This is a genomic window from Nocardia sputorum (assembly GCF_027924405.1).
GTDB classification, from domain to species: domain Bacteria; phylum Actinomycetota; class Actinomycetes; order Mycobacteriales; family Mycobacteriaceae; genus Nocardia; species Nocardia sputorum.
In genome coordinates this window covers 6,043,361-6,066,592 of record NZ_AP026978.1, presented here as the reverse complement: position 1 = coordinate 6,066,592, position 23,232 = coordinate 6,043,361, and the positions used below count along the sequence as shown (strand labels likewise).

The 23,232-nt window shown below is 70.5% G+C and carries 12 protein-coding genes; all 12 read left to right on the top strand.

Annotation, left to right across the window (positions count from 1 at the left end):
* Positions 1–104 precede the first annotated feature (104 nt).
* The 12 genes from dtd to QMG86_RS27215 all read left to right on the top strand — a co-directional run bounded on the left by dtd (position 105) and on the right by QMG86_RS27215 (position 23,136).
* Positions 105–548 (top strand): D-aminoacyl-tRNA deacylase, encoded by a 444-nt coding sequence (gene dtd, locus QMG86_RS27270; protein ID WP_281875548.1) that lies wholly within the window; start codon positions 105–107, stop codon positions 546–548.
* A gap of 186 nt (positions 549–734) precedes the next feature.
* Positions 735–1,058, top strand: a complete 324-nt coding sequence (locus QMG86_RS27265; protein WP_281875547.1) for a hypothetical protein — start codon at positions 735–737, stop codon at positions 1,056–1,058.
* An 18-nt stretch (positions 1,059–1,076) separates the two neighbouring features.
* Positions 1,077–1,577: a YbaB/EbfC family nucleoid-associated protein gene (locus QMG86_RS27260; RefSeq protein ID WP_281875546.1), complete on the top strand. Its 501-nt coding sequence runs from the start codon at positions 1,077–1,079 to the stop codon at positions 1,575–1,577.
* A gap of 37 nt (positions 1,578–1,614) precedes the next feature.
* Positions 1,615–16,293 carry a WXG100-like domain-containing protein gene (locus tag QMG86_RS27255; RefSeq protein ID WP_281875545.1) on the top strand — a complete coding sequence of 4,893 codons (14,679 nt, stop codon included), beginning with the start codon at positions 1,615–1,617 and terminating at the stop codon, positions 16,291–16,293.
* Positions 16,294–16,341: 48 nt separating this feature from the next.
* Complete coding sequence (locus QMG86_RS27250) at positions 16,342–16,626, top strand: hypothetical protein (protein ID WP_281875544.1); 285 nt, start codon at positions 16,342–16,344, stop codon at positions 16,624–16,626.
* Positions 16,627–16,654: 28 nt separating this feature from the next.
* On the top strand, positions 16,655–17,146 hold the full coding sequence (locus QMG86_RS27245; protein ID WP_281875542.1) for a DUF6301 family protein: 492 nt from the start codon (positions 16,655–16,657) through the stop codon (positions 17,144–17,146).
* Entirely contained in the window at positions 17,143–17,586 is a 444-nt protein-coding gene (locus QMG86_RS27240) for a TY-Chap domain-containing protein (protein WP_281875541.1), read from the top strand. The genes QMG86_RS27245 and QMG86_RS27240 overlap by 4 nt, the downstream gene beginning before the upstream one ends.
* Before the next feature lie 107 nt (positions 17,587–17,693).
* A complete protein-coding gene (locus QMG86_RS27235) occupies positions 17,694–19,286 on the top strand; it encodes a hypothetical protein (RefSeq protein ID WP_281875540.1) in 1,593 nt (530 codons plus the stop codon).
* Positions 19,287–19,799: 513 nt separating this feature from the next.
* Positions 19,800–21,644, top strand: a complete 1,845-nt coding sequence (locus QMG86_RS27230; RefSeq protein WP_281875538.1) for a hypothetical protein — start codon at positions 19,800–19,802, stop codon at positions 21,642–21,644.
* An 8-nt stretch (positions 21,645–21,652) separates the two neighbouring features.
* Entirely contained in the window at positions 21,653–22,441 is a 789-nt protein-coding gene (locus tag QMG86_RS27225; RefSeq protein WP_281875537.1) for an ESX secretion-associated protein EspG, read from the top strand.
* Between the two features lie 13 nt (positions 22,442–22,454).
* A complete protein-coding gene (locus QMG86_RS27220) occupies positions 22,455–22,811 on the top strand; it encodes a hypothetical protein (RefSeq protein WP_281875534.1) in 357 nt (118 codons plus the stop codon).
* 25 nt (positions 22,812–22,836) lie between these two features.
* Positions 22,837–23,136, top strand: coding sequence for a YbaB/EbfC family nucleoid-associated protein (locus QMG86_RS27215; RefSeq protein ID WP_281875531.1), 300 nt, complete (start codon positions 22,837–22,839; stop codon positions 23,134–23,136).
* The last annotated feature ends 96 nt before the right edge of the window (positions 23,137–23,232 follow it).

Below are 23,232 nucleotides of genomic sequence, written 5' to 3'. Positions count from 1 at the left end.
TTGCCGTCCGCGCGCACCTGTATCCGGCCAGGCAGACCGGGTTGTCCGACGGCCGGGGACCCGTGCGGCGGTCGCCGCCGTAGCGGAAGGCATGATCGAGGGTTGTGCGAGCCCTCCTACAGCGCGTGAGTTCCGCGCAGGTCACCGTCGACGACCAGGTCGTGGGCCGGATCGATCCGGCCGCCCACGGTGTCCCGCACGGCCTGGTCGCGCTGGTCGGCGTGACGCACTCCGACACCGAGGCGACCGCGAAGGCACTGGCCGACAAAGTGTGGCGGCTGCGCATCCTCGACGGGGAGCGCTCGGCCGCGGACCTGCACGCGCCGATCCTGGTGGTGAGTCAGTTCACCCTGTACGCGGATACCCGGAAAGGCAGGCGTCCGTCCTGGTCGGCGGCGGCTCCCGGCGCGATCGCCGAACCTCTGGTCGACGTCTTCGCGCAGGCGTTGCGCGAACTCGGCGCAACTGTCGCGACGGGGCGGTTCGGTGCGCACATGCACATCGACTTGGTGAACGACGGCCCGGTCACCGTGTTGCTGGAACTGTGAAGTCGTTGTCCTGCCCCGAAAATTGGGGGCGGCGACGGCCTTCACCGATCCGGCACTTTGCTCGACCTGGGCACGGAATACGCCCGCAAACACCGAGGAAGTTCCCGTTCACGTTGGCGTCACTGGTGATTAGTCATCCGGTGTTACCGTGGCTGGGAAGGACTAGCGGGTGGAGGAGCGGACGCGATGGCGGACAATGTCGAATTCGATGAGCATCTGTTCCGCAAGGCGGCCCAGAAGACGGGGCATGTCCAGGACCGGATCACCGGCATCATCGACAGATTGAGCACGTCGATCGCCGCGCGGGGAAACTGCTGGGGCAACGACACCATCGGCCGGAACTTCGCCAACGGCCCCGATGGTTCGGGCGGTTACACGACGACCAGGGACAACCTGATCAAAGGCGCGCGCAACGTGGCGGGGACCTTCGAGAACTTCAGCGAGGGACAGACCGAGACCGCCGATCTCCTGCGCGACATGGAGCACGGCAACCGCGACGGCATCCGCTGACCCGAGGTTCACCGACCCATGACGAACGAGCAAGCCAAGGCGGACTTGGCCGACATCCTCGACGGCGTCCAGGAGCAGATGCGGATCATCGCACGGCTGCAACAGGAACGCGCCGAACTCACCGGCCGCGCGACGGTGCGCGGCAAGCGGGTCACGGTGGTCGTCAATGCCGACAACACGGTCATCGATACCCAGTTCGGGCCGAACATCGATGACCTCAGCTATGCCGAGATCGCCAAGGCGATCACCGACGCCGCGCAGCAGGCCAGCGCCGAGGTGGCCCGCAAGACGCGAGACCTGATGGCGCCCTTGGACACCCATCGGGCACGGATGCCGAAGCTGTCCGACCTGGTCGAGGGCATGCCCGACCTGCGCGCACCGGAACCCGTCCCGGCCCCGACGGCGCCGCCGAACGCGAAGGAGCGCAGGGAGTTCTCGGACGGCAGCGGCATGCGCTTCACCGATACCGAGACCGTAGAACGCGATCGTGGTGGATCGGTCACCGATTCCAGCTGGTGAACTCGGTAGCCGCACCGGGCGATCGAGGTAGCTGCCCATGGCCATCGAGCTGCCCGCCGCGCTGAAATACCTCGAGCCGATCGTCGGCATGGAGTGGCCCGAGGGCAACGAGGACCAGATGTGGGGCCTGGGCGGTGATTGGCGCACCGCCGCGAGCGAGTTGCGTTCGGTCATCCCCGATATCGAGGCGGCCAAGAGCGCGTCGATGACCGCCTATCCCTCGGGCGACGGTTTCGAGGAGATGGTCAAAGCCTTCGACAGCTTCCTGACCTTCAGCGGCGGCAACCCGCAGGACGACCAGACGCTGTCGAAGCTGGCCGACTACTTCAAGGAGATCGGCGACTCCGCCTACGACGTCGGCACGGAGATCGAGTACGGCAAGTTGATGTACTGGTCGTCGCTGGCGTTGCTGGCGGCGGAGCTGGCGGCGTCGTTCTTCTCCGGTCCGTTCAAGCCCGCGGTGGACGCGGCGGCGATCGCGGCCACGCGCATCGCGGTCCGCATCATCGGTCAGCGGTTGGTGCAGGCGGTGATCCAGCGGGTCGGGCGGATCGTCGCGAACCGGTTCGTGAGCTTCCTGCTCCGGCATGTCGCGATCGACACCATCCTCGGCACCATGCAGGAACTGGGGGTGCAGGCATACCAGGTGGAGCAGGGGCACCGCGAGGACATCAACGTCGAGCAGGTCATCGTGACCGCCGTCAGTTCCGCGGCGGGCGGCGCCGCGGCGGGTCCGCTGGGCGAGAAGCTCGGCCACGCGCTGACGCGGCGGTTCGGGCCGGATTTCAACCCGTTCCTGCACGGCGCGATCACCGGGACGGCGGCGGGATTGGTCGGCGCCGGAGCGGGTTTCGTTGGTGCGACCGCGACGCAGTTCGGCTTCGACGCGGCGACCGACGGGCTGGACCAGGCGCTGCAGAACCTGGGGAACACGCCGGTCGACTGGCGCATGTTCACCGCGGGTGCCTCCAACGGCGCGATGACCAGTGTGGCCAAGGTCGGTTCCGCGCGCATGTGGAACAAGCTGATGCCGACCACGATGAGCCGCCCCGATCTGGGGACTCGCCTGGACAACCTCTTCGCCGACGCGAGCGGACCGCGGGTCGGCTACCGGCCCGACGGTGCGGGAACACCCGGGGCGGGCGACGGCAGCGGCCTGGCTCCGGGGGCCGGGACGCAAAACCCCGCGGGTGCTCCGCGCGCCGGAATGCCCGCCGCGGCGGGTAACGGCAGCAGTGGGTCGTCGAACGCCGGGAACGCGGACACGTACCGCTCCGGTACGGCTGGTGACACCGGTTCTGCTGCCGGAGAAGGGGTTTCGAGCTCCTCCACTGGCGGGGTGCAGTCGGATGTCGAGGCCGGGCGGAGCGGTGAGTCCGGTACTCCGGCGCAAACGTCCGGTGAGCAGGGTTCCGGAGGTGAGCGTGCGTCGTCGGGGGAGCAGTCTTCGACGGGTGAGCGGTCCGCGTTGGGTGAGCGGTCCGCGTTGGGTGAGCGTGCGTCGTCGGGCGAGCAGTCCTCGTCGGACGAGCAGTCCTCGTCGGGTGAGCATTCTTCGACGGGTGAGCGGTCCGCGTCGGGTGAGCGGTCGACGTCGGGCGAGCGGTCCGCGTCCGACACCGGCGCGAGACTCGCCGACGAAGGAAGACAGGACCACGGGGCCGGTACCCACCGCGCCGAGGAGCCGAACGCCTCCGCGGGCCGTCAGGACAGCGCGGCGGGCGACCCGGCGGGTTCGCAGCGCGGCGCAGGCGACGGCGTGCAGAACCCGCTGACGCGGTCGGTGTCGGACACGCCGCCGACGGGCGCGGCACCGATCGGCGGTGCGCCGCTGACCGGTCCGGCGGCCACGCCGGCCACCGGGCCGACCGCTGCGGGCGCACCACCCTCGACCGGTGCGGGTACTACCCACGCGTCGCCCGCTTCGCCGGGGACGGGCGATGCACGGCCCGCGTCGTCGGCGGACGCGCGCCCTCAGCCCACATCGGACAGCAGGGCTGCCGCCGACAGGGGCCGGGCCGGTATCGCGGATCGCTCCTCCGGGGCCGTCCGCGACGAACCCGCGGTGCGAGCGGGCAAGACCGACTCCGAAGCGCCGCGCGCCGAATCCAGGCGGGAACCCGGTGCGACCCGTCAGGTCGGTGAGACGCGCCCGGCTGGTGAGCCGCGTCAGGACAGTGCGACGCGCCCCGGTGAGCCACGTGCAGCGAGTGCGGACCGGCCGGAGGGCGAGCCGTCGCGGTCCCGCGACACACCGGAATCCGACGACGGACGGCGCGACACCGCCGAACCGGTCGTGCTGCCCCTCGCCGGTGACGCGGGAGAGTCCAGACCGGCGCGCCGACCGGGTCCGGACACCGACGGTCCGGCGCGCAGGGACTCGGACCAGAACTCCCGCGACGAGCCGGATACCGATGCGCCGCAGCGAGAGCCGAAGAATCGCGGGGAGTGCGCCCGGCTCTCGCTCGAGGAGATCCAGCAGGCCACCGGAAGCGATACCATCCGTCCTCCGGACGAGCCGGTGGGCGAACGCGGCATGTCGCTGCGCGAGATCCAGGACGCGGCGGGCGGCCGCCTGTGGGACTACCCGGACGGCGGACCGGACCAGCCTCGTCACCAGGGCATCGCCGACGAATTGCTGCGGATGGCCGAGGGGATGGACCCCCGCGATGTCGCCGAGGGCCGTGGTCCGCGCGCGCTCGTGGTGGACGAGTACACCGGACCGGTCGACGAACACGGAGTCGGCGCGCACGCCTACACCCTGACCGTGCGCGTGGACGCGGACACCGGCGGATTCCGCATCGAAGTGTCGGATCCAGGGGCGGACAGGCGCAAGGGATTCCCGCCGGACGCGCCGATGGACCTCCGCGCGGTGTCGGCGATCCTGTTCGACGGTCAGGGCAGGGTCGTGCCGCCCGACGGAACCGATCCGCGGGTGCGACCGACCGACGACCGCCCGATCTACGGCCGCGACGGCGAGATCGCCGGTCGGCGCGGCGACGAGACGCCGAAGCAGTTCCGGGCGCGGATGCGGGCCGAACTGGCCGACATGAATTCCCGCAGGGAAGCCGAGCAGGCGCGGCGGCTGCGCGATCTCGTAGACCGCATCGATGAGTCGGATCTGCCGGAAGGAGTGTCCAAACGTTCGTTGCGGATCAGGGCGGCGCAGGCGGAGTGGCATGCCCGCGAGTTCGGCAAGAATGCCGACACCTGGTGGCGGGTCGCCGGTGGACGGCCTGCGGAGGACGCCGCGATCCCGCCGCGTGCGCCGTCGGACCCGACTCCGCAACCGGATCCGGCGCGCACGCGCGACGAGTCGGATCCACCGGAGCCGTCCCGGATTCCACGGGGCGACCGCGACCGAGACGAGGCGAATCGGCTCTCCGATCCCGCGACTTCACCCCGGCGTGCGGAGGACGCGGCGGCGGTGCCTATCCGCGACCGCGACGGGCTGGACGACGCGGCATCGCCGATCCGCGACCGCGATGGCGACGGGTCCGACGACGCCGCACCGTCGACCCGTGATCGCGATCGCGGTGGCGACCGGGCGGACGACTCGGCAGAGGCGGTTCGCGATCGTGACCACGGCAGGGTGGGCGACGATGCGGCACCGCAGACCCGCGATCGCGATCAGAGCGGGGTGGATGATGCGGCGCAGTCGGCTCGTGGTCGCGATGGCGACCGGGCGGACGACACGGCTCAGTCGGTTCGCGATCGTGACCGCCGCGCGGACGATGACGCAGCCAAGGCCGATCGCGACTCGCGCGCAGCGGGCGAAGCGGACGGTGCGGCGGAGCCGGCCCGCGGCGGGGACGGGGTGGACGGTGCGGCACGGTCGGCCCGCGATCGTGACCTGGGCGCGGTGGACGATGACTCGGCGCGGCCCGACCGCGACTCGGGCACGGACGAGGCGAGTCAGCCTTCCGACCCGGCGGCCTCGCCCCGCAGCGTAGACGACGGGGCGGAACCGGGTGAGCGGGACATGGCGGCACCCGGCCGCGCCGGGCCGGACGGCGAGGATGCGGCGCGGCCCGTCCCCGATCGGACCCTCGACGAGACGCCGGACTTCCTCGGTGAATCCGACGACGTCGAGCGCGGGTGGGAGCACGGTGACGACGTCCCGAACGGCATGTACCGCGATGCCGACGGACTGCTGCACAAGTTCGGTGATCGCCCCGACTCGTACCGGGACCCCGACGGCACCTGGCACCACCAGGACGACGACCCCGGCACCTACCGCGACGACAGCTTCCGGTTGCGCGACGAGTCGAGCAACGAGTACGTCCCCGACCATCTGACGAAGCGGCCGTACCGCTTCATGGCCGATCCCGGCCCGGAAAATCCGTACACCGTGGTCGACGACGTGATCGCCAGGCAGATCGCGAAGGCGGTCACCGAGCGGGCGACGTTGCAGACGCAACGCGACACGGCCAACGACGGTGTCAAGCGCCACATGGCGGAGTTCGACATCGAGAAGATCAGCGACCTCGCCGAGGAAAAACTCGGCCCGCGCATGGCGGATCTCGAGATCGAGATCCTGGAGTCCGATCTCTCCGACGACGAGAAACAAGCGAAACTTGATCGTCTCGGCGAGATGGAGCGCAACGCAGCGGAATTCAACCGGCTGGGGCCGTTGCTGGTGAATGCGTCCAAGACGCTCGGCGAGCTGGGCGGCAGGGCGTTCGCGCTCGACGCGGATCAGCGGCCGAACGCGGTGCTGCTGAGCCCTTTCGAAGGCGCGATCGACGGTGCGGACACCGTCGACATAGCGGTGCTCGTCCCCGGTGTCGACGGCGGGCCGCCGAAGCTCGTGGTGATCGAGGCCAAGGGCGTGGGTTCGCAGCTCGGTGGCTCCAAAGCCGCCGAGGCGCAACAGGGTTCGCCGGAGTACCTGCGTCGCACGGCCGCGATCGACAAGAACCTGCGGCGGATTCTGACCGAGACGCCCGCAGAGATGGCGGCGCGCGGAGTCGAGCCGGACAGCCTGGAGGGCCGGGCGCTGCTGCGGGCACGTGAGCAACTGCTGCAGGCGCATCGGGGCGGAACGCTCGAGGTCGAATACCATCTCGTGCACGTCGCCAAGAACGGTGACGTCATCTCCCGCGAGTTCGATCTCGAACGAGACGGTGTACTCGTGCGGATCGATGTCATCGGCGGCATCGAATCCCCGGCGCTGGTGCGGATACCGGGCCAGACGCCGGTCGCCGGGGCACCGGCGCACGATGCCGAGGGCGCGGCCCGCGATGGGGAGACCCGGACGCGTGATGACGAGACCTCGGGGCCTGACGCCGAGTCTCCGGTGGCTGAATCCGAAGTTCCGGTGCGTGGGACCGACAGCCCTACGCGCGACAGTGACGCTGCGGCGCGTGCGGCCCCGAGCCCTGTGCGTGCGTCGGACGGGCCGCGGCGTGATGGTTCGGCTTCGGCACGCGACGCCGAGAGTGGACCGCGTGATGCCGCCGCTCCTATCGGGGGTGCGCCGCGTGATAGCGCGTCTCCGGGGCGGGATGCCGCCGACCCGGCGGGTGATGCTGCGGGTCCTGTGCGCGATGGTGAGACCCGAGCAGGCGACGCCGAGGGTGGACCGCGTGATGCCGCTGCTCCGGTGCGCGAAGCCGCGTCTCCGTTGCGTGACGCCGAGGGTGTGGAGCGTGACGCTGCGGGTGCGGCCCGCGATTCCGCCATCCCGGCGCGTGACGCGGACGATGCGGTGCGTGACGCGGACGATGCGGCGCGTTACGCGGACGAATCGTCTCTTCCACAGGACAGCGATGCGGCGGACGCCCGGGACAGGGAACTGCTCGGCGTATCGGGCGCGGACGAATGGTCACACCTGGGTCCGGAGGAAGTCGGAGAGCGACTGCAGGAGCACCTGCGCGACGCGATGCGCAATCCCGGCTTGGAGGTATTCGGCTTCGACCTCGAGGGTCTGAACCCGGAGGTGGTGCGGGAGTACGCCCGGGCCTTGGTCGACCTGGTCGATCGGTTCCCGGCCGTGGACCTGCGCAGTATCGGCATCGGCGGGCTGCCGCCCAAGGTGATCGGCATGGCCCAGCCACGGCTGGACGCCTCCGGTCGCATGTACACCGAATCGATCGTCCTCGGCTACGACCATGCGAGCAGCGCGCAGACCTTCCGGGACCGGATGCAGCTCGGCGTCGACAACGGCCGGTTCTCGCCGGAAGTGCTGCGCCGTCCGGTACGTGCCGTCGTGGCGCACGAATACGGGCACGCGCTCGACTACGCCAGTCAGCAGAGCGCGCGCCATCGCGCCGAGGAATACCTCTACGAGCGCTATCTCGACGACGACACCCGTGCCCCGGATGTCGGCTTCGAGGACTGGCTGCACCAGCTCAGCGGCCACAGCTTCGACCAGGAGGGCAACCTGCGGCCGGAGGAGGCGCTGCCCGAGGCGTTCGCGGATCTGGTGCTCCGTGGCGACGACGGCGACCCGGTCAGCGCCCCCGCTCGCGCATTGCACGACCTACTGACCCGGGCGGCTGCCGAGCCGCCGACCACCGGTGACGCACCCCTTTCGCTCGAGCCCGACCACGTGGATCTTCCGGACGACGGCCAGGAGGCGGACGCGTTCGGCCGCGACGGCGACATCCTGTTCGAGGGCGACCTGCCGGAGGACGGGACGCCGCTGTACCGCGGCATCCCCCGGTTGCTGTCCGACGGATCGGTCAATCCCGCGTTCCTCGAAGCAGTCTCGGGACGGGCGGTGCCGCGGGGGACCGTGGACCTGTCCGCCGAGGAGCACATCGGCCAGCGCCGCGCCGCGGAGAGCGACACCACGTCGTGGTCGCGTACGCGCGGCGCCGCCGAGCGGTTCGCCAACGGCGACGGGGTGATCCTGGAATGGCGCACCGGGCTGCCGCCGGAGGGCGCGTCCTGGAAGTTCAAGCCGATCTTCGACCTGCCGGACCAGTTCTCCCAGGTCCTCATCCAGGGCACCGTGACCGACACGCGCGCGACCAGATTCGTTGCCGGAGACCGGCCGGATTCAGGGGATGTGGAGCATCGAACCGGCGCATCGGCGCGTGCCGAGAGGGAGGTGGAGCAGGCGCGTCCGGCAGTGCGGCGGGATACGGTGGCGCGGGAGCCGACAGAGCCGCAGGCCGCCGGCGACGGTGCGGGTGGCGACCCGCCCTCCGGCCCGCCGACTCCCCCCGCTGCCGCGCAGCCGCCAGCCGGCGGTCGTCCGGATCATCCCCGCGCCGGGAACCCCCTCCGCGACGTGCTCGCCTTCCTGCGCGAACAACGCGATTGGCCCAACCAGCGCACCGCCGACCCGCTCACCGAGGCCGAGGCCGAGCACGTCCGCGGGCTGGCCCAGGCGCTGGGTCTGGATGAGACCTTCACCGGGCTGCGTGACCCGCTCGCGGCGTTGGCCGAACTCGCCGAGCTCGCCCGCGCCCGTGGCTTCCTCGACGATGCCGACAGCCCCCACATGCGTTTCCCGGCCGATTTCGAGCCGCTCACCAGCGCGGAACGCTACGGCGACGAACAATTCTGGCTGGCCGAGGCGCTCGACGACAGCCTGCGCGAGGTCCAAGACGACCTGCGCCGCGCGGGCCTGCCGGTCGAGGACCCGCGACCACCGCGACTGCCTGCCCCGACGAGCCCGAATGCCCTTCCACCCGTCGATCCCGCCACTACGGCCCGGTCCGCCGACACCGGCCATCCGGCTCCTGCCGACCTGGATCGCCTGACCGCCCACCGCGATGCGGCGGCGCGGGAACTGGCACAGGCGCGGGCGGATCTCACGGAGGCTCGTCGTGGATTGCCCGTCGATGAACGGGATCTGACCCGCGAGGCATTGGGCGACGCACTCGAGGCCCTGCGCGGCCGGTCGATGCGGGTGGACGAGCAGCAGCCGTGGGAGGATCGGCTCACGCGCCTGGAGCAGGCAGCCCGACGCGTCTTCGACGCCGAGGACCAGCTCGCCCGGGCCGAAGACGCCGTGCGCCGAGCCGATCACCTGACCGAGATGCGGGGCGACGCCGACGCGGAACACTCGACCGCCCGGCGGGACGCGGTGGCGAGGGATCTCGCGGAGGCCCGGGCCGCACTCGCACAGGCCCGGCGCGGTCTGCCGGTGAACGACGAAGATCTGACGCGCGAGGCGTTGGACGACGCCCTCGAGGGCTTGCGCGGCCGGTCGATGCGGGTGGACGAGCAGGGCACATGGCAGGAGCGCGTCGCGGAGTTGGAACGTGCCGTACGCCGCGTCTTCGACGCCGAAGATGAACTGGCTCGCGCGGATGACGCTGTGCGCCGAGCCGATCCCGCGACTGCCGATCGCGTTGTGGCCGACGCCGATGTGGAACGCCTGACTGGTGAGCGGGATGCGCTGGCGCGGGAATTGGCGGAGGCGCGGGCGGATCTCGCTGAGGCTCGTCGTGGTCTGCCGGTCGATGACGGCGATCTGACGCGCGAGGCGTGGGACGACGCCCTCGACGGTCTGCGCGGACGCACGATGCGGGTGGACGAGCAAGGCCCCTGGCAGGACCGTCTCACGAGCCTCGAGCAGGCCGCCCGGCGCGTCTTCGACGTCGAAGCGGAATCGGCGCGGCTGGAAGAAGCCCTCGCGCAGGCAGTTCGGAATGCCGAGCGGTCCGCGCACGGCCGGGAACCGGATGCCCGCCAGGCGGAGTCCGAGCGCCCGGCGCGCGACGCGGGGGCCGGTGACCCAGCGCACCGCGCCCCGCGCCCCGAACCGATCGACCGCACCCGCGACCGGCTGGCGCGCCGCTTCGGCCTCGACGAGTCCGATCTGTCGCCGGAAAACCTCGGCGCGACGATCGCCGACCTGCGCTACCGAAACCTGCTGCGAGCGGGCGCGGTCGAGGCGCTGGCCGCGGCGACCGAGCGGGCCCGCGACACCGGCCACCCCGACCTGCGCGCGCAGGTGACGGCGACCCGCGATGCCTGGGCGCGGCGGCTGCGCATCGATCCGGCGGACCTGGACCGCGACCCCGCCGAGACGGTGGCCCAGGCACGGGCAGCGGTGCGCCGGGACTCGCGAGCCATCACCGACCTCGCCGACGCCGTTCAGGCGGCGCGCGGAACGACCGGCGCCGAGCCGCCCGCGCCGGGGGAGACCCGCCGATACACCCTCGAGGTCGACGGCGAGCGGGTGCAGGCGCGGTTGGTCGCCGACGAGAACGACGGATGGCGGGTCGAAGTACCCGAGCGTCTGGACGCCCCCGAGCCTGCCGATCCGAACGCGCCCGCGCCACGGGAACCGGCGCGGCCGAAGTCACGGCTGCGCCGCCTGTGGGAGGCGCTGAACGCCGGCTTCCGCGGACAGAGCCCGAAATACCCGTCCGGTTCCGGCGTCGACAGCGCGGGTCAGTCGCTGCTCGCCCACGAAGCGGGGCTGCCGCTCACCAAGCACTACGACCCGACACCCGCGCCGGGCGACGAATACGAGGTGCTGCAAACAAAGTTCAGCCCGGTCCGCATCCTCAAGGAAGCCGTCACCATGTGGCGCAAGCGGGAGCTGATTCCGCTGCTGAAGCGCCTGACCTCCCGGATCGACGACCAGGCCGCCGAGTACGACACCCCGACCACCCGCGACGGTGAGGAATACCGGTACTGGCTGGAGGAGGCAGATCCGGAGCTGGTGCGCCGGGAACTCGGGGTGGAACTCGACGATTTGAAGCGTCAGGCCGAGGACGCCGCCCGTGCGATCCCCGGGCCCGAGACCAGGCCGGAGCTGACCGACGGCGACGCCACGGCGGACCTGTCCGAGCGGCCCGGCGAAGAACTGCCCGCCTCCGCTGCGCTCGCGGATTGGTTGCACGAGCTGTCCGAGGCCTCGGCGCGGCGGCAGGAACTGGCCTACGCCCTGGCGGCCGCGGCCGATGCGCTCGGCGTCGACCTCGGTGAACCGACCGCCGAGAACGTCCGCCGGGCCGTCGATCTGCTGCGGTATCAGCAGATCCGCCGGATCGGCGCGCTCACCGGCCTCGCCGAGGCGTCGCGCCGGTACAACGCCGAGCACGGGCGGATCCCGTACAGCGACGAGATCGGCTTCTTCGACGCCAACCCGATGAACCGGTTCCTGGGCGAGGTCGTGCGCGCCTTCGGCGGCGATCCCACCCTGCTGGATTGGGAGGGCGTCAACAACGGCGGCGAACCGAGCCGCGAGTGGGGCGACCTCTACGACACCGACCAGCCCGGGCAGGACCAGGGTCTGCGCTCGTTCTTCGAGAACGCGTTGCGCCGCGACCAGATCAAGGACGAGCGCTCCGTCTGGGCGCAGCTGCTGGGCGCCGATCTGCACGCGCTGGACGCGCGTCAGCTGGCGGACGCGCTCGCCGAGGAGATGGATCGCATCCGCGAACACGCCCGCGGCCTGACCGCGTTCCTCGCCGACGCCGAGGACTTCTTCCTCGCCGACGCCGCGGCGGACGAGCTGACCGGCCTCATCGGCGAGATGGCAGGCCGCGACTGGGTGCTCGCGCGGGGTGGTGCGCTGCTGGAGGACGGCACCGGGCTCGGCCTGGTCCCCGGCGAGCCCGGTGGACCGATGCGGTTGGTGGTCGTGGACGGCGGCCTGGACCACGACCGGGTCATCGCCGACGCGCTCGCCGCGCACCCCCGGCTCGCGGAGGCGGTCAACGAGGGCATCGTCGAGGTCCACTACCTGGTGACCGACGTCCGTCCGGACCGGATCGCGATCGTCGACGGTGGGGCGACGCAGGTGCGGCACTTCACCGGCGAGGTCGAGGCCCGCAGGCTGGACGTGACCGTGGTGAACGACGGCGACGGCTGGCGGGTCGTGCCGGACGCGCCCGTGGACCCCGACGCGCTTCCCGTCGCGGAGGAGGCGTTGTCGCGGGAGGAGATCGGCGACGCCATCGGCGAACTGGCCGAGCGCCTCGGCATCACCGAAGCGGAACTGGGTTCCCCCGAACTGCTCGCCCAGCGGCTCGCGACCCTGCGCGACGAGAACGCGATCCGCGCGGGCCAGATCGAGGCCATCATCGACTACGCGCGCACCGCCTGGGACATCGACACTTATCACCAGGTCGGCGACGCGCGGAATCTGCTGGCGCACCGGCTCGGCCTGGACCCGGCGGATCTGACACCGCAGGGCCTCGCCGAGTCGATGGCGGACCCGGACATCCGCAACGCCCTGCGTCAGCAGCGGGCCGAGGCGCTGGTCAAGTACGCGAAGTTGTTGCGCGGCATGGATCGGGCCGCGATCGATGCGGCCGACGACCGGCTGATCCGGCGCCTCGACGCCGTGCCGGGGACGGTGCGGATCACCGGCATCGCCCAGCTCGGCGAGGTGATCGCCAACCTGTCGCAGCGGCCGAACCTGCACCCGCATCTCGTCGACGTGCTCACCGACTACGCCGACGCGCTCGCCGCGGTCGATGTGTTCGACCCGCGAGCCCACGGCGATCGAGCGATCGATCCCCGCGTGTCGGATGTCGAATTCCCGGTGCACGACAAGGCCGTCCGGCATCTGCTGGACGTCATCGGGGACGTCGCCCACCTCACCGAGGCCCCCGGCCGCCTCGGCATGCTGGACGGCGTCACCGACATACCGCCCGGCCCCGACCGCGGCGCGAGCCGAGACTTCGCACGCCTGGTCGGCGTGGACCTGACCGACGCGGGCCCCGAACGGTGGGCCGAGGTCTACGAGGTCTACCGCGACGGCAAACTCGACCAGCACGAGCGCCTGACCCCGGCCCAGCTCGCCGAGGTGCAGGCCGAGCTGCGCGCCGAGGTCGTCCAGCGCGCCGAGGACATCGCGGCCCTCACCGACCTCGTCCAGCGCGCCGCCCGCGCCGACATCGATCGCTCGACGGCTCGGCGTGATGCGGCGGCACGCGAGTTGTCCGAGGCACGAATAGATCTCGCGCAAGCCCGGCGTGGTCTGCCGGTCGACGACGAGGATCTGACGCGCGCGGCGTTGGACAATGCGCTCGAAGGTCTGCGTGGACGCACGATGCGGGTGGACGAGCAGGGTCCGTGGCAGGAGCGGGTTGCGGAGTTGGAGCGCGCCGCCCGACGTGTCTTCGACGCCGAGGCGGAACAGGCTCGCTTGGACGACGCGCTCCGGCACGCGGTCGAAGCGGCCGCGAACGATGCTGCCCAGCAACCGCATCCACGGGAGGCGGATGGTCGCCCCGAGGTGTCGCATGCCGATACCGAGCGGACGCGTCTGTCCGAGCAGCGTGACTCGGCGGCGCGGGAACTGGCGGATGCCCGGGCTGACCTTGCGGAGGCCCGGCCCGGTCTGCCCGTGAATGATGAGGATCTGACGCGGGCTGCGTTGGACGATGCGCTCGAAGGTCTGCGTGGACGCACGATGCGGGTGGACGGGCAGGGTCCGTGGCAGGAGCGGGTTGCGGAGTTGGAGCGTGCTGCCCGGCGAGTGTTCGACGCCGAGGACGAACTCGCACGGTTGGACGACATGCTCGAGCAGGCCACCCGAGTCGCCGAGTCGCCGGTGCGGGACGGAGTGGAAGAACGGGCTGGGCCGGCATCGGAAGAGTCGGCCCGACTCGCGGCGGAGGCGGAGCGGGCGCGTGCATCCGCGCGGCGTGATGCCGCCGAGCGCGAATTGGCTGGTGCACGAGCCGATCTAGTGCGGGCTCGGCGTGGTCTACCGGTCAACGACGAGGATCTGACGCGCCAGACGCTGGACGCCGCCATCGATGACCTGCGTGGACGCACGATGCGAGTGGACGAGCAGGGTCCGTGGCAGGAGCGGGTCACCGAGTTGGAGCGCGCTGCCCGGCGAGTGTTCGACGCCGAGGACGAACTCGCGCGGTCGAATGAGGCCGTTGCGCGGGTTGCGCGGGACGCGCATATCCGCTTGGGAAATGGTTCGCAGCAATCGGATTCGAGTTCTGGCGAGGAAGCCGGGCGCGCTGCGGCGGATGCGGAGCGGGCGCGTGTGTCCGCGCAGCGTGGTGCGGCCGCGCGGGAACTGGCGGATGCACAGGCTGATCTCGCGGAGGCTCGGTGCGGTCTGCCGGTCAACGATGAGGATCTGACGCGCCAGGCGTTGAACGATGCCCTCGACAACGTGCGTGGACGCACCATGCGGGTGGACGAGCAGGGTCCGTGGCAGGAGCGGGTTGCGGAGTTGGAGCGTGCTGCCCGGCGGGTGTTCAACGCTCAGGAGGAGCTTGCGCGGGCGGAAGACGCGGTGCGCCACGCCGGTAGGGAGCGCTCACCGGATCGTTCTTCGCAGGAGAGGCAGTCCGGGTCCCGGGTGGCTCGCGAGGGCGGAGAACCGGCTGTGGATGCGTCGTGGTCGGTGCGCGGCGGTGGTGAGGATTCGCTGGACGGCGGCGCTCGGACGAATCGCGATGACGGCGAGGATTCGCTGGACGGCGGCGCTCGCGCCAATCGCAATGGCGGCGATCGGCCCTCGGCCGGCTCCCGCTCCGACCGCGACGGTGATTCAGAGCCGCCCGAAGGTCCGTCGGCTTCGGACCCGGCACGTTCCCGTTGGATGCCGCCCGACCGGGCTCTGCGCTCACACATTCCGCATCCGCCGAAGGACTACGACTTCGAGATGCCGGGCCCGTTCCTGAACGAGGTGGAGCCGTGGCCCGTCCCAATGCCGCAGCCGGAACCTCCACAGCCGCCGAACCCACCCCAGCCCCCACGGCCTCCGGCCCCGCCGCAGCCGCCCACCCCTCCGGTTCCGCCGACGCCACCTGAGCCGCCGATGCCTCCGGTCCCGCCGACCCCTCCCGTTCCGCCGACGCCACCTGAGCCGCCGATGCCTCCGGTCCCGCCGACCCCTCCCGTTCCGCCGACGCCACCTGAGCCGCCGACCTCTCCGGTCCCACCGACGCCGCCGCCGACGTCGCCACCGGTTCCGCCGATGCCTCCGGTTCCGCCACCGCCACCGGTTCCGCCGATGCCTCCGGTTTCGCCACCGCCACCTGAGCCGCCGACGCCTCCGGTTTCGCCACCGCCACCTGAGCCGCCGACATCTCCGGTTCCGCCGATGCCTCCGGCCCCACCGACGCCGCCCCCACCCGGCGCGCCTACACCTACCCAGCCGACGCCCCCATACCCGACGCCGCCAGGACCGCTGCCCCCGTACCCGTCGGCCCCACCCTCGTACCCGTCGATACCGGCTCCGGCACCGTCGGCACCGCCGTATCCACCCACCGCACCGGCCTGGCCGGCTGACCAGAACGGCTCATGCCATCCTGACGGCACCATCCCGCCAGGCATGCCCATGCCCCCGATGCCGCCGGGTATGCCGATGCCCCCTCCGGCGAACGGCGGCTCGCGGAGGAGTGGTCGGCGCGGCGACGGGCATCGCGGCCCGGATACGGGAGGTCGTCTGTTCGTCCGCCCGTTCGCGGGCTTCGGCGTGCCCGCCGAGTTCGATCCGATCACCGGCGCGCTGCGCGCGAACCCGTCGGAGACGGGCACGAACAACGGCGTCTACGGTGAACTCGGTGGCGTCCCGGTGGTGTTCTATCGGTACGACGGCAGGCTCACCCTGCGCTTCGGCGATCGCACGGTCGATCTCGACGGGCCCGTCGGCGTCGAGTGGGGCACGGTCGGGTGGCGGACCACCCGATTCGCGGTGGTCGTCGGCGGTGCCGTCTTCTGCGAGCTGACCTATCGCTCGGTGCCGGAGGAGATGGACATCGGCGCGCTGATCCGGGCCGTGGTCGCCGACCCCGTGCGCAGCACCGAGATCTTCGCCGGATGACCGGAGGCCGACGATGTCCCGAGATAACCATCGACGTGAGGAGGACGGATGCGGATCGACCATCCGACCGATGACGAATTGCGGGAGAACTTCGACGAGATGCTGCGCTCCGTGCTGACCGGCGGCGGCATCCGCACGGAGACCGGACTCGACATGAAGACCGAGGACGCCCTGTGGGCGATCGCCCGTGCGTACCCCGACGTGCCGGACGCGTTGGTCGACGCGGCTCGCGCGACTTTCGCAGGCCAGCTCGACGGCTCCAACGCCCGTGCGCGCAAGGAGGCGCTGGCGCGCAAGATCGAGGAAATCAACCGTCGCCGGCCGGCTCGGTGATCCCGACGTCACGACCTAAGGTGGGCGCATGACCGAGTGGCGCGCGTTGACCGACAGCGAGATCGTCGACCTGGCCGCAGGCCTGCGCTCGCTCGACGGCTCCCAGCCGATGGACGCGGTACCGCGGCTGGCGGAAGATTTCGGCTGGAAGGTGCTGACCGCCCATCCGGACCGGGCGATGCTGGATGCCGGATTCGGGATGGCCAGCGGGAAGATTCATGGACGTGCGGGCCTGATCGTCGATATCAAGCTGCGCGTCACGGATTTCGCGCCGAACGACGCGGACGGGCGGTCACGGTCGCGGGACGCGTTCGCGGCCATGGCCGCGGCGCTGACCGGCGCACTCGGCGATCCGACCACGCGAGTCCCCGGCGTCACCGCGGAGGTCCGCTGGGCGGGTCCGGAGACCACCTTGGTGCTGGAGGATCTGGGCCGCTCGGTGCAGTTGTCCCTGACGGCCAACTCCTGGTTGCGACTGCACGATCAGGCCGTCGAGCTGGAGCGACAGGAGCGGAGTTGACGGGATGGGGAGATCTCGCCGCCGGCCTGGCCGCGGAACTCGCCGCGCTGCGCGCCGGTTCCATCGTCAAGCTGGTCGAGTCCGGCACGGGACCGCGGCGGCGATACGCGCAATTCCTCCAGCTCGATGACGCCCTCGCCGCCGAATTGGTCGACGACGAATGGCTCGCCCTGGAGGCGCGCGCCGGCGCGGCGGGACGCGCGCTGATCGCCGAGTCGGGGTGGCGGGAACGCGATGCCGGCCATGTCAACTGGTGGACCGAGCTGCCTTGGCCGAGTCCCACGGTCGACTATCGCCGACTGGCCGACATGGTCGTCACCGGGTTGCGCGACGGGTTCGGCATCCACGCTCCCACCGCCCTGGCCTACACCGCGTGGGACGAACGCTCGGAGAATCGCCGATTGGAGCTGCCGCTGCTCGGCCTGCGGCAGGAGCCCTGACGCGGGCCGCGCGCGAACCGGCGCCGTGCCAGGATGAACGACGAACGAAGCAGGCATCGCGGCGGGCACGCCTGCCGCGATGTGGTGGATGAGGGGATTTCCGCGACGTGACCAGACCAGGCGGCCAGGCAACCGGCGACGAGCCCGCCGGGGCGGGGGACGCGACCGAGACGCACCCGAAGCTGTCCGCCGATGAGGCGGAGCAGGCCGAGGCCACCGCATCCGGTGCGGAGGAGCCCGATGTCGGCTTCACCTTGTCCGACGCGGCGCCGGTGGAGGATGTCGCCGAACGAGCCAAGGCGCTCATGCGTCAGGTCGCCCGCGAGCTGGGCGCGGGCGGCCCGCCGGGCTGGCAGCGGGTGGACGCGGTATTCACGCTGACCGTGGCCGCGGAGGTGGCGGTGGCCGTCTACTCCGACGAGCGGGAACGCACCGTGCGGGTGACTCCCGATCCCGGGATCGTGGCGCTGGTCCGGGAGCATCGGCAGCTGGCGGCCGGGTTCGGTGACGGACCCTATTGGCGCTTGCTCTTCACGGTGACCAGCGCGGGCCGGATGGAGGTCGATTACGACTACGGCGACGAACCGTTCCCGGACGATCAGCTGTTCCCGCCCGAGGTCTACCTCGCGGACCTGGCGGCCTTTCCGCGCGAGTCGCTGCCGGTCTGGCTCGGCGCCTACGTCGGTCACGGCGACCGCCAGTTGCGGCCGCCGCAGGTCGCGGCGGCGCGGGCGCGGGCGGATCGGGAGGCGGGCGTGCGCGCCGTGCCGTGCGAGGACGAGTTGCCCCCGTTCCCGCTCATGGCCGCCCGGTGGGCGGTGCTCGCCGCGGCGTTCGTCGCGGCCGGATCCCAGTGGGGTCCACGGCTGCTGCCGTCCGTGAGCTGGTTCGAGGGCGCCAAGCGCAGCGGCTGTTCGCTGTACGCGCTGCCCGGTGGGCGGGCGGTGCTCTCGGGCGGCGTATGGAACGCGCCGGAGCTGGCCGCGGCCTACAACGACGGCGCCAGGTTGCCCGATCTCTACGCGGGTGCGCCGGAGTGGGTGGCGGGGCAGGTGTTGAACCATCGCTGCGCCAGCGGTCTGCTGTCGTTCTGCTACTGGTGGGAGAACGGCCGCTGGTACCGCGGTGAGTCCCCGGGGCCGGATCGGTTCGCCGAAGCGGTGCCGGGTGTGTGGACAGCGGCGGTCGTGGTGGACATCGTGAGCGGCCTGCTCGGCGACGACGTGGACGCGCAGCGGCGTGCGGCGGTCGACGCGCTCGTGTCCGCGGCGGAGGCGGGTGTCGTCACCCGTGACGCGCTCGCGGACGTCTTCGGCGACGACGACCTGTTCGATGTCGACGGCGCCTTCTTCCAGCTCACCATGGCCGGTGTGACCACGACGGCGCCGGGGCCGATGCCGCGGGAGGAGGCGATCGCCCTGGTCGAGCGGTTCATCCGGGACAGCGGCGCCGCCACCGTGAGCTATCCGCTGGAGGACTTGCGCGCCGATCGGCTCGACGTGGGCTGGATGGTGTACGTCCCGGTCGAGCCGGGCGAGATCGCGATCGGCCGGGCGATCTACTACATCGCCGACGACGGTGTGCTGGAACGCTCTTCGTCTTCGGTGGCGCCGTCGGTGTACATCGGCGAGTTCGAGCGGCGGTTCCGGGATCGGCACGGCCCGGTGGGCGCGTCCTGGCCACAGCGCGAAAAGCCCTGAGCCGCAATCGGTGACATCCACGGCCGCGCACGGCGCACGTCGGGTCAGCGCGGTCAGGTTCTTCCGCGGCGCGAACCGACTGGTCAGGCGCGGAGAGGCCGCCAGGATTCGGGTCTGTACATGCGGAAGCGACCCGACTGACCATAGAATCGTTGGTGCGTCGTAAGACAATATTTGGTGTGCCGTAAGAACCGGCTGCCATATTGACGTGTGGCGCACCGCCGGTCGCGGCACGCCAGCGATGAGGAGGGTCGTCAGCGTATGAGTTGCCGGGCGCAGCAGCATGATCCCGTGCGCGGGGGCGGACGGGTCACCGCGCCGTGGCGCGTGCATACTCGACGCCCACGTCGGGGGATGTGTCTTCAGTTGTGCGGGTCGGAGTCTTGGGCTCCGGGATCGGACGTCGGCATCGTATCGCCCTTCGCCGCACCGCGTTCCGGCCGCTATTCCCACCGGTGGGGGTCTGCCCGCGCCGGCTATGGATCGTCGAGCACCTGGTCGGGAGCGTGACATATGGCACCGCCGAAGCCCGAGACCGACAACCCGTGGACCGGCCTGAACCAGCAGGCGCACAGCGGCACGTTGCAACTCAGCGACAGTGCGGCCGGGGAAGCGGCCGCGTTCGCCGCCGCGGCGGCGAACGCGGTGGAACTGGTCAAGCGCCATGTGGCGGATGTGCTCAATCCCCGGGGTTTCGGGGCTGCGCAATCGAGTTATCTGTTGCAGGCGAAATTCGCGAAAGCGGCCGGAGACCTGGATGACATCCTCCGGCGGTTCCTGGAGATCTTGAACGCCATGGGCGAGACCTTCCTGGCGGCCGGAAAGCGGTACAACGAAACCGATACCGACTCGGGCGCGGAGTTCAGGAGAATCCGGGACAATACGCCTCGGCGCGCGGACGCCGGACAGGGCGGAAATCCCGCCACGCCTCCGGTGGGCGGAAGTCACCACATCCCGGATTTCCTGCGAGACCACGAATACTTCGGCGACAAGCTGCAGAAACCCTCTGATGAGCACATCAATTCGAGCGGGCAGTTCTCGGAAATGGACGCACTCTCGCGGGCGCAGGAGGGCCGGGACACCACTCCGATCGATGTCGAGAACCCGTATGAAAAGGATCATCCATTCTTCGAATCATTCGAGACCGGACTCGATCCCGTTGCGGTCGTCAGCGACGCTCTGGTCTGGGACTGGATGGCCGTGGAACTCGACGGGACCTTCGGAGACCTGAACAATCGGCTGGCGCGCTTCCCGCTGGAGGGATCCTGGCAGTCGCCACAAGGCGAGGGCGGCATCAACGCGGCGATCGCGGCCGCGGCGACGTACCGATCGCAGGCCAACGCGCTTACCACCAGCATGCGCGCGCTGAGCCAGAACCTCACCTACACCGCGGGCTGGTTGTCGGAGACCAAGAAGTTCATGCCCGGTGAGACCCGGGACAAGGGCGGCTACGTCGACCGCGAGATCCAGGAGGACAGCTGCCTGGATCTCTGGCACCGGCGCGGATTCCAGAACTGGTACGTCGAGGGCATGGGGTACACGAACGCCGCGATCCCGATCCTGCCCGCCCCGACGGTGAAGCCCGCGCAGCCGCCCGCTCCGCCGGGACCGCCCGGCCCACCCGGCACGGCCTCGCCCGGTACGGCGGCACCCGGTACGGCCGCTCCGGGGGCGTCGCAACAGCAACTGGCGGCGCTGCGTGCCGCGCAAGAGCAGTCCGATCAGGAGCGGCAGGCGCTGTCGCAGCAGCAGAAGGCGCTGGAGGAAGCGCGGCGCACCTCCGAGCAACAGGCCCGGCAGAGCGCCGCCGCACAACAACAGCAGCAGGCGCAACAGGCCGCCCAGCAGGCGATGCAACAAGCCGCGCAGCAGGCGCAACAGGTCGGCCAGCAGCTGGCCGGTGCCGCGCAGCAGGCCGCGCAGCAAGCGGCGCAACAGATCGCGCAGCAGAGCGCCCTCGCCGGATTGCCGGGTCTGCCGGCTGGTTTGCCGGACTTCCAGGACGCGGCCAAGAAGATGAGCTCGGCCGCGAAGGGAGCGACGGGCAGCGGTGGGCCGGGGCCGGGGATCGGCAAGGCCACCCCACCGGCCGGGCAGAACCTCGAGCGAGCGTCCAAGCTGTTCCCCCGCGCGACGACGGACATCGCGGCCACGGCGGCCGGTGTGCGGGCGGGGCTCGCGCAAGGAACCGGAATGGCGGGCGCCCCGATGGGCGGGATGCCGATGGGTGGTCCCGGCGCCGCCGCCGGCGGACAGCAGAAGGAGCACAAGCGCGCGGACTACCTCGACTCCACCGAGCATCTGGAAGAGGCGATCGGTGAGGCTCCGGTCGTGGCGAAACCGGTGGTCGAGAAATGACGGCCGGGGTGGCGACGCACACGTGGAAATTCACCGATCTCGAATTCCTCGTGCTCTGGGAGGATTTCGGTGAGGTCGGCGTGCCGAGGCCGTTCTCCTTCACCAGCCGCACGCCGTTGTGGAACGACTATCTGGTGGAGAAGTCGCAAACCCGGGCGGCGCTGCTCGCCTCGTCGACTCCGGCACGGAAAGAGATGCTCGAGGATCTCCATCGCCCGGACATCCGTCTGCGGGTGCTCGCATTCGATGGCCGGGATTACACGAACGTAGCGAACAATGTGCGGCTGATGGCGGCGCGTCGCGCGGATCGCGGATATCTGGTGACCCAATTGCCCGGGGAGACCGTCGGTCATAGTGGCGGATTCACTGTCACCGAGTGCGCGGCGGTGGAACTGGCCGATGTAGTCGTGCGGGCGCTGCCGGAGGTGGAATCCGGTAAGCGTGCCGATATCGTGCTCGCCGACGAAGACGAGGACGCGGAACTGGATTACGAATACGGCGCCTCCGCGGTGCGGGATTCGTTTCAGGGATCCGTGCACGATCGCTCGGCCGATTTCCGGTCCGCCGCGACCGAACGTTTCGGATTCATCGATGTGCTGCAAGCACACTCGATCTTCGGCCCGCGTGGCATGACCCGGCACCGTTTGAAATGGCGGGATCTCGTGGACGATGGGCGCTACGTGATCGATGACGGACACCCTCCGGTCGCGACCGCGGCCGACGGGCGACGGATGGTCTCGGTGATCAACGCGCGCATCGCCGAAGTCGTCCGCGCCATCAAAGACGAACGAGGATAAGGGGCCGATACCGATGACCGCAGCGCAGCCGGGACAGGCAGGTGAATTTCCCACCGAATTCGCGGCCACTTCGCTCACGGGGTCGATTTCGGTGCGCACCACCGAAATGGGCCTGCCCTTGGGCGTCAAGGTCGACGCCGATCAGTTGCGCCGTGACCCGGAGGCGCTGGCGAGCGAGGTCCTGCGCTTGTGCAAACAGGCGGCGAACCGTGCGGGCCTGGCGCGTCGAGCGCAATTGCGGCAACTGGGATGGACCTCGGAGATGCTGTCGCTGACCGGACTGCCCACCGAACAGCAGGTGGCGGCACAGGAGATCATCGACGAGCAGGAGTACGACACCGAACCGCAGAGCTGGCTGCGATCGGTCTGAGCGGCAGGGGATTCAGGAGGTCGGCATGGTCGAAACAATGGACGAGCTGATTGCTCGCGTACAGAATCAGCTCTACCGGCTCACCGATCTCAACGAAGCCATGAATGCGATCCGGGTTACCGAGACATCGCCCGACGGTGCGGTGACAGCGGAAGTGGACGGAAACGCCGCGCTGGTCGGTCTCCGCTTTTCCGCTGCGGTATCCCGGCTTTCGCCGGAGGAGTTCGAGAATACTGTTGTGGGCACCGCAAGAGCGGCCGCGCACAAGGCTTTCGCGGAACGCGGGGAACTTATCACCGCATTCAATGAGGAGGCCACCGGGTAGTCATCGGATGTTAACCACGTCGGGATCGCGATACGTGGTCCTCGCTAGGTAAGGTTGAATACGAAACATCGGGGGATGTTTCGGGATTGGACGATG